This window comes from Lactiplantibacillus sp. YT640 (genome assembly GCF_049745435.1).
Taxonomy (GTDB): Bacteria; Bacillota; Bacilli; order Lactobacillales; family Lactobacillaceae; genus Lactiplantibacillus; species Lactiplantibacillus plantarum.
This window is the reverse complement of sequence record NZ_JBMNVY010000002.1, coordinates 67,472-79,617: the sequence shown is the minus strand read 5'-3', so window position 1 is coordinate 79,617 and position 12,146 is coordinate 67,472. Positions and strand designations below refer to the sequence as shown.

At 44.6% G+C, this 12,146-nt stretch carries 10 protein-coding genes; 3 read left to right on the top strand and 7 right to left on the bottom strand.

The features are described 5' to 3' along the window. Window positions 1–183 precede the first annotated feature (183 nt). From ACOV1R_RS01960 to arsC, 5 genes are all read right to left on the bottom strand, one after another. The gene (locus ACOV1R_RS01960; RefSeq protein WP_003641676.1) at window positions 184–1,719 is read right to left on the bottom strand and encodes a PucR family transcriptional regulator; all 1,536 of its coding nucleotides are present in this window, start codon (window positions 1,717–1,719) and stop codon (window positions 184–186) included. Window positions 1,720–1,887: 168 nt separating this feature from the next. Beyond that, window positions 1,888–2,541 carry a nitroreductase family protein gene (locus tag ACOV1R_RS01955; RefSeq protein WP_003641675.1) on the bottom strand — a complete coding sequence of 218 codons (654 nt, stop codon included), beginning with the start codon at window positions 2,539–2,541 and terminating at the stop codon, window positions 1,888–1,890. Window positions 2,542–2,568: 27 nt separating this feature from the next. Beyond that, entirely contained in the window at window positions 2,569–3,414 is an 846-nt protein-coding gene (locus ACOV1R_RS01950; RefSeq protein ID WP_003641674.1) for an acetoacetate decarboxylase family protein, read from the bottom strand. 31 nt (window positions 3,415–3,445) lie between these two features. Then, window positions 3,446–4,306 carry an SDR family NAD(P)-dependent oxidoreductase gene (locus tag ACOV1R_RS01945; protein ID WP_021357209.1) on the bottom strand — a complete coding sequence of 287 codons (861 nt, stop codon included), beginning with the start codon at window positions 4,304–4,306 and terminating at the stop codon, window positions 3,446–3,448. Between the two features lie 319 nt (window positions 4,307–4,625). Next, entirely contained in the window at window positions 4,626–5,051 is a 426-nt protein-coding gene (gene arsC / locus ACOV1R_RS01940) for an arsenate reductase (thioredoxin) (protein WP_003641672.1), read from the bottom strand. 335 nt (window positions 5,052–5,386) lie between these two features. Between arsC and ACOV1R_RS01935 the strand changes: the two genes are divergently transcribed. Next, complete coding sequence (locus ACOV1R_RS01935) at window positions 5,387–5,812, top strand: flavodoxin family protein (RefSeq protein WP_003641671.1); 426 nt, start codon at window positions 5,387–5,389, stop codon at window positions 5,810–5,812. A gap of 69 nt (window positions 5,813–5,881) precedes the next feature. Here ACOV1R_RS01935 and ACOV1R_RS01930 read toward each other — a convergent pair whose 3' ends face one another. Then, on the bottom strand, window positions 5,882–6,769 hold the full coding sequence (locus ACOV1R_RS01930; RefSeq protein ID WP_003643641.1) for a LysR family transcriptional regulator: 888 nt from the start codon (window positions 6,767–6,769) through the stop codon (window positions 5,882–5,884). Between the two features lie 109 nt (window positions 6,770–6,878). After that, entirely contained in the window at window positions 6,879–8,294 is a 1,416-nt protein-coding gene (locus tag ACOV1R_RS01925) for a DASS family sodium-coupled anion symporter (RefSeq protein WP_015379612.1), read from the bottom strand. A gap of 464 nt (window positions 8,295–8,758) precedes the next feature. Here ACOV1R_RS01925 and ACOV1R_RS01920 point away from each other — a divergent pair, with 464 nt between their 5' ends. Together ACOV1R_RS01920 and ACOV1R_RS01915 are read left to right on the top strand one after the other, a co-directional pair. Then, window positions 8,759–11,128, top strand: coding sequence for an FAD-binding protein (locus tag ACOV1R_RS01920; protein WP_003646167.1), 2,370 nt, complete (start codon window positions 8,759–8,761; stop codon window positions 11,126–11,128). Between the two features lie 346 nt (window positions 11,129–11,474). Continuing rightward, window positions 11,475–12,122 (top strand): FusB/FusC family EF-G-binding protein, encoded by a 648-nt coding sequence (locus tag ACOV1R_RS01915; protein WP_003646168.1) that lies wholly within the window; start codon window positions 11,475–11,477, stop codon window positions 12,120–12,122. The last annotated feature ends 24 nt before the right edge of the window (window positions 12,123–12,146 follow it).

Below are 12,146 nucleotides of genomic sequence, written 5' to 3'. Positions count from 1 at the left end.
TCAGTTTCAATGCAACCGGTTGCATAGCGATTTTAATGACGATTGTTGCCAATCACACGCCTGCCCGCCGATCAAATCGCAATGGCGGCCCCATTACTGCCGTCCATCCTGAATTTACGGATTTACTAATAATGACTGTTCCAACCATTTTTCCACAAACGGTTGCACGCTTTTATGCCCCGCTTAATCTTGGGTCGGAATTGGAATATCCGGTCGATACTGGTACTGATGCTGGGTTAAAAATTGCCGTAATTTAAAACTAGCAGCCAATTTAAAGCACGTTTCCGCATCCCGTAAATCGCATCCGGTCAGTGTTGTGATATGGTGCAGTCGATTACGCAGTGTATTTGGATGAACGTATAATTGCTTAGCCGTGCGGGTCAAATTACAAGTCGCCCGTAAGTAGACATCTAATGTTGGTACCAGTTCTGTATGGTTTTGCTGATCATAGGCTAACAACAAACGTAGGGCTGGATTAATAAAGAACGGTAAGATCTCAAGATGATTAACTCGTGCCAACGCAAGATTATAGAATTGGTCTTCACAAAAAATCACCCGACCACGGCCAGTCTTCAGTTGCGCCGTTCGTTCACAAACTGTATACGCGGCAAAGGTATCTTCCGGATTAACGTAGTGCTGAGACACGATCAAGCGGCAATCCGCTTGCTTCGTAATTTGCTGCAACGTTAGTTTAAATTGATTCTGATTATATGCGACCAGACTAATTGGGATCAGTGCCACACATTGTTGCTGATAAGTCGAAACCAACACTTGTTTGAATCGTGGCATCATCAAGTACTGTAGTCGCTGCTGTAAAATCATCGGTGCTTGATCAGCTAGTGGTTCGCAGCGGATTAACACCATGGCTGTCGGTAATTGCACGTGTTGTTCAGCAAACTGATCAGCAAACGTTCCCCCTTGATGTTCCGTCAATAATAAGTTTAATAACCGGTCCCGTTGCGATTCAGCTGTTGGCATAATCTGATTTTTAACTAACGAGCCAGCGATAACCTGACCAATCGAATTGATCAGTAGTGCTTGTCGATCATTCAGTGGTTTATTGAGTGCTGGCATCACCAAATAACCGATCGGCTCGGTGCCATTTGCTAACGGCGTAATTAGCATGGGCCCCGCCGACAACTGATCTTCCGCCACATAGACTTGCGTTAAAAAATCCGGCGTATCCGGTGCAAATCCGTGGTCTAACAGCCAGCGTCCGACTCGATTCGTCTCAACTGCAGCGTGAATACTAGTCCCATTGAGTTGCGTCGTATGCGACCGTGTCAGAATCTCCCCGTTCAGATCAATAATCGCCAGCGGATTCTCTAATAAGTGTACTGCTTGGGCCAGTGTGGTATCAAAATCCGCCGTGATTGCTTGGATAGCGAGCTGATTGATGGCTGCTTGAATTTGAACATCGTGGTGTAAGCACTGACCAAGCGTCATTAATAATTTCAATAACTGATTTTGTGCCGCAATGATCGTAGTCAGACCGGTTCCCAGATTTACTAGTCCGACCGACTGACGATGGCCGTGCCAACTATAAGCAAGTTGAACTAGCTGACCCGAGTCGGGGGACAAATATAACCGGTGGCTTGCTAACACTTCCGTCGGATCAACAAATTGGACGTGAGTAACTTCGGGATTATGTGTAAATGTTGGATCGACAGTCACCTCAAACGTTGTGGCTAACTGCCGCAATAACGGCTTTAATTGCATACTCAAGTAACCTCCTTATTCACGCTTGTCGCCTTCATCATAAATAATGTAAGCGCTTTTGTAAAGAGGCCTACTGACAACCCACCACCCCACTCGAAAGGCCCTCAGCTTTCTTAGGCCCGTATTCGGACAAAAAAGAGCGGGAATCCCGCTCTTTTCATAAACCTATTAGGCTAAGAAATCAGTCTGTGTTTTGGCATCGTACCGAGTCGTATGGAGCGGTTCTTGCGCTGCTTTCCCGATTGCGATCCCCATTACTGGCACGTATCGTTTAGGATCAAGACCCAGCGTCGGAATCATCTTTTCAAAGTCAATTCCGGAGAACGCATTGGCATCATACCCATGAGCCCGTGCCACTAGCAGCAACTGCATCCCGACAACGGAACAATCAATCGTCGCATCGAATTTCAAGAAATCTGGTGTGGCATTTTCATATAATGGTAAGAAGGTTCCCAGAATCTGATCCAAGCGTTCCTTCGTAATATTCCCATCCTCATAAACTTTGTTCCAGACATCGCGATAAACATAATGCGACTGGGTGTCACCGGCAATAAAGACGATGGCCGATGCACTGTCGACCTGTGGGTAGTTGAATTTCATCACGGCTTGTTTGAACTTAGCCTTTGCCTCGGGGGTATCCACGACGACAAAGTGCCATGACTGTAAATTACATGCCGATGGCGCGGTGGCTGCTTCCGCAATCATCTTTTGTAACTCATCACGTCCAATTTTAACGTTCGGGTCAAACTGCCGAACTGAATGGCGGTTAAACATCACGTCTGCTAAATCATTGTTCACCAAATTTTTTACTGCTTCTGACATCAGCTATTCCTCGCTTTCGTAATCGGCCTAAATAATGTAAGTCGCTGCCTTGGGATTGAAGAAACTCCGGTCATACCGACCCGTTAAGAGCTTTGGCATTGTTGTCGCAGCATCAACTTCGTCCAACTTCAGTGTGTTAAACATAACTGACGTGTCGAAGTGAAACCAAGCGGCACCGAGTGGCTTCAAGACCTTCAATTCGCCAAATGGATCATCATCGGTTGACTCCAACTGAATACTTAGGTTCCCAGGTTCAACTTGATCAGCTAAGGACCGTAATTGAGTCGCAACTAATTGGACATTACTGAAATGGTTCGTCCCATCTTCATGTTGATCAATGTCATATTTATAGAAGAAACTATTCATTTCGGCTTCCTTACCTAACGCGAGCTGCCCCGCAAATTGTTTCATAATTGACGGATCATTCAGTTCACCGGCCGTCCACGAAACGTTCAGTAATGTCTTGCCATGGCGTTCGACCGTGGCTGTCGCACTGTTGTCATTCCGGCGCAATTCGATGTCATCCGCTAATTTCTTAGGAATCCCAGCACCTTCCCGACCTGCAATCACACCACTCTCCGCCCCGGGACCGTGGAGTAAGAGGTTAATCGGGTAAGCGCCCATCATTTTATCCTTGTAGCTAACTAACGCAAATAGGCTTTCTTCAAGGTATGGGGCACTAAAAGTCGGTTTTCCCATATGAACGACATAACCGCAAACCACCGGTGCCATTAATTTTAATGGTGCTGGAATTAAAGCCTTAAGCACCGCTTCGTCAGTGGCATAAGCAAACCCAATACCTTCCTGGTCATTCATGCTTGGTGCTGTCAAAAAGTTCTTAACATCCTGATCACTTGCAATAAAACTTGCCATGGTAAAACACTCCTTTGTTTGCGTGATTAGCTTACATGATACCGTCCATGATGTGCACGTCTGGTGCGCCATCCGTCACGATCCGTTTAACTCGGTCTTCAATCAGTGGATTATATTCTGGATGGGTCAAAATGTAGAAACGGTTATCCTCTAAGGCTTTAAAGACGGTATCGGCAATCGTATCAATTGGTTTCCCGTTGGTAATGACATACTTCGCAAATTGTTGTCCCTTTAAGTACGCTTCACTTTGATAATACGGGTCCGTTGGGTCGCTGTATTGCGCTGGCCGGTGATTTTCAGTGTGATAGAGATCCGTCTGAACAAAGCCAGGGCACATCACGTGCATGTCGATATCAATATTAGCCCGTTGTAAGTCATAGGCGGTCGCTTCAGTCATCCCAACAGAAGCGAACTTGCTAGCATGATAAGAAGGCATTCCGGGCGTATCAACTAAGCCGGCAATCGAAGCCACGTTAAGAATATCCGCATGGGTCTTCTGTTGAATCATAATTGGGATAACGCGCTTCATCGCATAAACTTGACTCATTAAGTTGATATGCATGATCCATTCCCAATCACGAGTCGGCAATTCCCAAATTCGGCCAGGTAGCGCGATCCCGGCATTATTAATCAGTAGGTCGATCCGCCCAAACTTTTCCATGGCCTGCTCAACCGCATCGTCGACACTAGCTTCCTTTGTAACGTCAGCGGTAACCATCAACACCTTGGCACCCTTGTCGAGAATATGTTGGTACGTTTTCTTCAAAGCTGGTTCGTCGATATCAACAATCGTGAGCTTCATACCCCGATCCGCGGCGCCTTCAGCAATAACTTGACCAAATCCGTGGGCCGCACCCGTGATAAACATAACTTTATCTTTAAAATCTTTCATGATGTTTTGCGTCCTCCTCGATGAAATTGTGATTTTATTAACTTATCAGTAAATATTAACCTGATGACCGGTCATTTATCTTGACTACGCTTTCATATTAACCCACTAAATTTGTTTGAGTAATGGATAAAAGTACTAGTCTTACGACGATTAAACTGTAGCTTTTATACATGTGTGTTGGTTCACAATTATAACTAACTAAAGTGTGGTTCCAACTTTAATTAGCTCATAAAAACGCATGCCAGCCCTTCTTAGCTTACATGCGCATCATTATAATTGGATTTATTTTCTTAATACTGCAACCGTTCATTGTGCACGGCTACGTTGCCGAAACATTCAAGGTCCGTGCCAGATCAATCACTCGTGCTTTGATCTGATCTCGGACCTGTCGAAATACTAGCAATTGGTCACTAACACTGCCAGTCGTGCGAGCCGGATCAGGCAATGGCCAGTGTAGCCTGGTCACCGTTGCCGGAGTGACGGGGCAGCGATCCCGTGCATCACCACACAACGTCACCACGACTGCACACTGATTAAGATAGGTCAGGTCGATTAATTTAGAAACCTGGTCACTGATATCAATACCCACCTCGCTCATTACTTGAACAGCTAGTGGGTTCAGGCCATGTGTCTCCACCCCAGCACTAGCAACTTGCCAGTTTGGTCCTAATAATTGCTGTGCAAAGCCTTCTGCCATCTGACTGCGACAGGCATTGCCCGTACATAAAAAATATATTTTTGGCATTTCGCCGTCCTCCTAAATTACTGACGATAACGACACTAATCGCGTATCATCACCAATATTATGCCCGCAAGAATCCCGCTTGCTCCGCTAATAACCATTAAGATACAACATCGTCATGCGCGTAACCGCGATAGATTGCTGTGACTATTCCAGCAATCGAATAAGCTAGCCTTAACCCTCAAGAATGCGCTCACTATATTTTTGTAATCGATTTCAAAACGATTTATACTAGAATTGATATTACAATATTATTCTAAACTTATAACCAGTCCCCCTGAGCAGTTACTCATCGCGAGAACGGTCTTATTTCAACTAATTTATCGGAGGTCTTTTCCATGACAGTAGCAATTCGTTATCAAACTCGCAATGGCAATACACAAGCATTTGCCGAACAAATCGCTAGCGTGGCAGGTGTTCCAGCACAATCCATCGATACACCTGTCGAACAAGCTGACACACTCTTTTTTGGCGGCGGTACTTATTTTATGAAACCCGACAAAACCGCATCTGCTTTTATGAAGAACCTTGATCCGACTAAGATCAAACAAATCGCCCTATTCACAACTTCTGGCGGACCAGAAATGGTTTCAGACAAAGCCCTGACAAAGATTGCCACCGAAAAGGGCATTCCCGTCATCGGCCACTTCCACCAAGTCATGGGTGGCAAAGGAATGAAAATCATCGGCAGTACTGGCGGCAAGCTCAAAGATGAGCAGATTGAACTCGTTAAGGAATTCGCTCAAAAAATGTTAGCTCAATAATGATTTGACGGCGCTCGCGTTGACTGAAAAAGTCAATGCGAGCGCTATTTTTGGATTAGTGCTGAAGACCTAATTAGCCCGTCTAATTTGACGTAGGACGTCAATGCACCGCTGCTGATTAGCGTTAGGCAAAAAGGACTTCCGCACCGCCAGTTGCATGTAACAGTGTAATTGCTCTTGGGCAGCTAGTGGAATCCCTACAACCTGATCACTTAGCACTACGGAATCCGCAATGACCACCCCAACACCAACGTTTTGAGCAACTAGACCTTCGACTAACGCGTTGGTAGCTGCCTCGTAGACGATTTTAGGCTGTATGTGGCCGCGCTGACAATATTGTTCTAATGCTAACCGTGGTAATGCGTGTTTAGGACGAGCGATGATAGGCACTCCTTGTAAGTCAGTTGCTCGAATCGTTTTTAAGTGACTTAATGGACTATTGACATTGGCCAAGACCTGCATCTGATGTTCCTCTAAGATGCTCACCCGTAAATCCGTGGCACGTTCTGGGACCAAAGTTGAAAAAACCGCTGCGTCTAACTTGCCTTGCCGCAAGTCAACTAACAATTGTTCTGAATCAGCAACGGTCGTTGTGACCTGGTCTAATAAATCAACTGAGATAAATTTTTTTATCACCCGGGGAAGCCAAATACCACCCGCAACATTGGAAAATCCGAGCCGAACTTGCTGCTCATTAGCGTGATGAACTTCCAGTGCCATCTGCGCAACGTCTTTTAAGAGTTGCTTAGACTTAATATACAAGGTCCGCCCCGCTGCCGTCGTTACTAGTTGGGCCCGATGGTTGGCCTGCGTTAGTAATACTGCTTGGTATTCTTCTTCCAATCGTCGTAAAGCTGCAGAAATAGCCGGTTGTGTGACGTGAAACTTGGTCGCCGTGGCCGTGTAATTTCCCGTCTCAACTAATGAACAGAAGTACTTTAAATCGCGTTCATTCACGTCAACGCCCCCATTCAATCTATTTAATACCTAATTTTAACACGAAAGATGCGGCAAATCGTGGTCAGGATCAATCACGACTTACCGCATCTATATTGCTCAGTTAGTCTTACCAAAAGCCTAATAACTTGGTCCACAGCAAGCCCCCACCTAACCAGATGACGTTAAAAATAACCCCAATAATTGCACTCAATCGCCACCACTCCGCACTAGTCACATAGCCTGTACTTGACAATAATGCCGCGGGCCCGGCCGAGTACGGCGTCGTTGACAAGTTGATTGAACCAGCAAATGCCAATAGTAACGCCGCTAAAACATGGGGAACACCGGCACCAATGGCGATGGATAAAAAGCCAGCATATAACGCCGAAATCTGTGTTGAAACACTCGGAAACATGTAATGTAAGTAAAAATAAGCTAAAAACAGGATAATGAGCACGCTAATCCAGTTCATACCATTCAGTAAATGACCTAACGTTTTGGAAAACCATGGGAAAAAGCCTAGTGTCATTAGCTTCTTAGACATCATCATCATGATCGATAACCAGACTAAAATATTCCAAGCAAAATGTTCATTGAGCAAATCGTTAGTCGTTAACACGCCCGTAATCAGCAAAATAACAACTGCGATAAAACTTACTTCGGTCGCATCGATGCCAATTTTAGTCCCGATCAACCATAAAACAATCGCTAAAATAAAGGTAATTGACATAATTTTTTCACTAGCTGTCATTTTTCCAAGTGCGGCCAAACGCGTCGTTGCCCAGCGGTGCGCGTCTGGCGTTTGTTTCACCTCAGGGGGATAGACTTTATATAGTACCCATGGAATAATTAGTAGCGATAAAATACCTGGGACACAAGCAGCCATAAACCATTGCATCCAAGTTACCGTGATTCCCTGCATCTTAGCTAAACCAATAGCCACCATGTTGCCAGCTAAACCGGTCAAAAACAAGCCTGATGTAATATTATTAACTTCATATTCATTAAAAACTAGAAATGAGCCTAATTTTCGCTGTGTGCCCTGTTTCGGATCAGATCCCATTTCACGAGAAAGATTATCAATAATGGGATACATAATCCCGTTGACCCGCGCATTATTGCTAGGAATACCAATCGCCAATACGGCATCAACAAAGGATAAGGCGTATGCTAAGCTCAGCGTGCGCTTGCCAAATAAACTGACAAACAGATAGGCGATCCGCTTGCCAAGTCCTGATTTAATAAAACCAGCAGCCATGAACATGCACATGGCAACCATCCACGCCGTCGAATTACCAAAACCAGTAGCGACTTCGTCCATCGTAAAAACACCCGTTAACGTCGCGACAACAATCCCAATCAGCGTGACGGCCATCATCGGTAATGGCTTGGTAATACAAGCAATAATCGTTGCCACAAAAATTGCAAATAAGTGCCACGCCATAATACTAATTGCTACTGGTCGTAGTGGCGTAACTAGCCATAACCCAATTCCCAAAATTAGCGGTAACAGAAAGCCCTTCCATTTTATTTCACTCAACATCTGCACTTCCTCCTAATCTTCATATAATTGTTAAGATTTTCACATATCTTGCCATTAACGGTTGTTTGCCGTTTTTCAATATCACCATAACTTAATTTATAAGTCTGTCAATTTAAATTTAGTTGTAGTTGCTTGAGGTGTCGCAATAAAACCCGTTATATACAGCCTACAGGGACCTGTTTGCGATTAAAAATACCTGAAATTATCATAGCGACTAGTGCCTTTTATCGGACACTTTTATAAATAGAATTTATAAAAAGCTAAAATAAAGTTTGCCACTTGCTTAATTCTCACTAAAGTTTCGACAACCCGTCAAATTAATCACAGCTTGTTATCCTTGTCACAATAGCATTCTGTTGGCTTCGTTAAAATTAACGGTTGTTTTTTCTAGGTAACTATTTATATTGAAAGCGTAAACAATTCGTATACTTATCCAACTAAAAACTAATAAAGGAATGTTAATTATGAAATATATTGCCTTGATTGGTACGGCGGCACAACAGTCTTACAACCGTGAATTATTACAATTTATGAAGCATCATTTTAGTCAACGGGCTACCATTGACGTTAATGAAATTACAGGGATTCCCCTTTTTAATGAACCAACTCAAAATCATATCCCGGCGACCGTTCAAGCCTTAAATGATAAAATTAGCCAGGCCGATGGGGTGATCATCGGGGTACCCGAATACGATCATGCCATTCCGGCCGCACTCAAGAACGTTATTGAATGGCTTTCTTACCAGCTCCACCCCTTTGCTAATAAACCGGTCATGTTAGTTGGTACTTCCCTTGGCGTACAGGGGACGTGTCGTGCTCAAGGTGACTTACGCAATATTCTCAATGCGCCCGGAGTTGATGCTCAGGTACTCCCTGGCAATGAATACATGTTAAGCTACGCTGCTAAAGCCTTTGATCAGAATGGTCAAATGACCGATGCCCCTTCTATCAAGTTCTTGGAACGGTGCTTCGATAACTTTGAAAAATACGTTAAGGCACTCAACGGCACGCCCGCGCTCAATGTGAACTGGCACGGTAACTACGACGTCATCGTTTTAGGCTTTGGTGGTGCCGGTGCTTCAGCGGCTCGTTTTGCTGCTGATAATGGTGCCCACGTACTAGTAGTTGATGCGGCACCATTTGGCCGTGAAGGTGGCAACACCCGCTACTCCGCCCAACACGTCGTTACGGGTGAAAGCTTAGATAAACTAACCGCTTATTATCAAGCACTGGGCGCGCCATTCAGTACCCCTACTAAGACACTCAACGCCTATTTAAGCGGCATGAGTAAAATTCCAGCATATTTTGAAAAATATCTGGGGATTAAAGCCGTTAGTTGGAAACATGATATTAAACCCGGTGATGCCGTTGCCATCAAGAAAACCATGGCGGAATACCCAGAACTAGCCGGAAGTGATACGATTGACTTTGCCCTCGTTCACAAGCGTGATAAAGACGCTGCATTATGGAAACTACTCCGGCAAAAAGTCCTTGAACGAGCTGACAATATTGACGTTTGGTTGGACTCACGGGCACAACATTTGATCCAAGATCCTAATACTAAAGTGATCCAAGGGGTCCAAATCAAACGGGGCGAGCGACTGCTTAATATCCATGCTAATAATGGCGTCGTTTTAGCTATGGGTGGTTTTGAAAACAATCCTGAGTTAAAGCAAACCTACTTGCACAGTGATCATCTGACACCACTTGGGACGCTCTATAACCGCGGTGATGGTATCAAAATGGCTCAAGAAGTTGATGCCAAAATGTGGCACATGACCAATTATGAATCTCACGGTATCTTACCTGGAATCACCTTCAAAGAAGACGCCAATGAACGGGGCCGTCAAATTGAACACTGGCCTTTATTAAAAAACGGTAGTATTTTCGTTATCGCTGATGACGGGACACGCTACTTCCAAGAAGACGCTAAGCACCGTCACGGACACGTTTACACACATGGCTCTTGGCTAATCCCAATGAATAATCAGCACCCCTACTTAATTTTTGATCAAACCCAGTACGATGCCTTCAAACAAGAAGAAAGTCAGGCTGGTCAGTTACCGTATCCGAAATTCATGACCAAGCTCGTTTCCGCGCCAACGATTGCACAATTGGCCGCCAAATTGGGAGTTCCTGCTAATAATCTACAACAGACGGTAACTGACTTTAATCACTACACAGAAGTGGGACGTGATTTTGAATTTGGTCGTGATCCGCAAACGATGCGTCAACTGGACGATGGCCCTTACTATGCCATTGCTGCGGCCAATGACGTCCTCAACACGCAAGGGGGGCCACAACGCAATGAAAATGCCCAAATTCTCAACGTCAATGACGAACCTATTCCACGCTTGTTCGGCGCTGGTGAATTAGGCGGTATCGTTGCAAACTGCTATCAAGGTGGTGGTAATTTAGCCGAATGTTTGATCTTTGGTAAGTTAGCCGGTGAAAACGCTGCTCGTCCAAAGGTAGATAGTGAATCTGTCACCGCCAACGAAGCCAACGGAATTAATGACCTTGTTGATGGCGAAACAGCATCTAATGTTAAACTGGCCGCTGATCAATATCTCGGCAGTTCCAATGCCGGGCTAGGTGGCAAAGTTATTGTGCGTGTGACTTACAACGACCATAAAATTCAAGCAGTCGATGTTATTCAACACCATGAAAGTGAAGATGTTGGTTTAACCGCTATCGATCAAATTCCACAAGAAATTGTGGCAGCCAACTCCACTAGCGTTGACGCCGTTTCAGGTGCCTCTGCATCTAGCCGAGCTATTAAAGAAGCGGTCCAAAATGCGCTGAAACAAGTCAAAGATTCAGTCACGAATTAAGCACAATTCAAAGCGAATATGTATTTGAGAACATCACGTAACTCACGAGTTGCGTGATGTTTTAGTGTCCCATGGCGAAAGTTTCACGTGAAACATTTTAGGACTTACGGTATTTGATTTCCAAATATAAGTTATGCAAGGTGCCTATCAAAACAGACACCATCTATTGCCAAAATCAGCAGTATCCGTTATACTGTTTATCGCTGTGGCTATAATCGGCCACAATAAGGAGATGATTAATGATGATGGCATCATTATCTGTACGCAAAAGTGCTGCTCGTTAGCGACACTTTTCGACAGAACCTTTCAGAGAAGTGTCTGGTTTGAATCTGAAAGGAATTATATTATGCAACCGACAATTACCACCTATCAATACAGTTATATTACTCAGCAAGTCAATCAGTTAATTAGCGCCGAGCTCGCCGTAAACGATCTTCAAATTAGAGCCGTCGTACGGGCACAAGCTATCGAGCGGATTACGCCACTGCTTCCTAGTGACAATCCAATCACCGCTAATTTCTTGTCCCATTTGCAAACGGACCGGCTAACCCGTGCCAAGGCCCCTCAACTACTTGAAACGCTAATTCCGCTAATTATTCCGTTTCCATCCTTGACGACAAAGCAACTAAGCAAGTTGTTTCGCAAGGTCAAAAAGTTGAAGCAGCCTGTATGGTCACAATTAGCATTACACGAATTGACTTACCTAGGTTGGAATGATGGTGGTAACCAGAAAAAGTATTTAGTAATCCCGGATCATGATCGTCTCATTGGTATCCAGGGAGATTTAGCACCACAAACAGTCAAGGGCGTCTGTGCCATTTGCCAAACAATTGGCAACGTCGCACTCTTTATGTCGACAACCAAGTCATCTGGTCTCGGACCTTACACGCGTAACGGCAATTACATTTGTCGTGACAGCAATCAGTGTAATCGACAATTGACCAACCCGCAGGCTTTAGCTGACTTTTTAGCAGTTGTCCGTCCAAAACGATAATTAAATAAAAATCAGGGCCACCAA

What these genes read in the sequence shown, in the direction of transcription:
- arsC (WP_003641672.1), bottom strand. Translation starts at nt 5,051, where the DNA reads ATGCCAAAAATATATTTTTTATGTACGGGCAATGCCTGTCGCAGTCAG.
- ACOV1R_RS01935 (WP_003641671.1), top strand. Translation starts at nt 5,387, where the DNA reads ATGACAGTAGCAATTCGTTATCAAACTCGCAATGGCAATACACAAGCA.
- ACOV1R_RS01915 (WP_003646168.1), top strand. Translation starts at nt 11,475, where the DNA reads ATGCAACCGACAATTACCACCTATCAATACAGTTATATTACTCAGCAA.
- ACOV1R_RS01960 (WP_003641676.1), bottom strand. Translation starts at nt 1,719, where the DNA reads ATGCAATTAAAGCCGTTATTGCGGCAGTTAGCCACAACGTTTGAGGTG.
- ACOV1R_RS01950 (WP_003641674.1), bottom strand. Translation starts at nt 3,414, where the DNA reads ATGGCAAGTTTTATTGCAAGTGATCAGGATGTTAAGAACTTTTTGACA.
- ACOV1R_RS01920 (WP_003646167.1), top strand. Translation starts at nt 8,759, where the DNA reads ATGAAATATATTGCCTTGATTGGTACGGCGGCACAACAGTCTTACAAC.
- ACOV1R_RS01955 (WP_003641675.1), bottom strand. Translation starts at nt 2,541, where the DNA reads ATGTCAGAAGCAGTAAAAAATTTGGTGAACAATGATTTAGCAGACGTG.
- ACOV1R_RS01945 (WP_021357209.1), bottom strand. Translation starts at nt 4,306, where the DNA reads ATGAAAGATTTTAAAGATAAAGTTATGTTTATCACGGGTGCGGCCCAC.
- ACOV1R_RS01925 (WP_015379612.1), bottom strand. Translation starts at nt 8,294, where the DNA reads ATGTTGAGTGAAATAAAATGGAAGGGCTTTCTGTTACCGCTAATTTTG.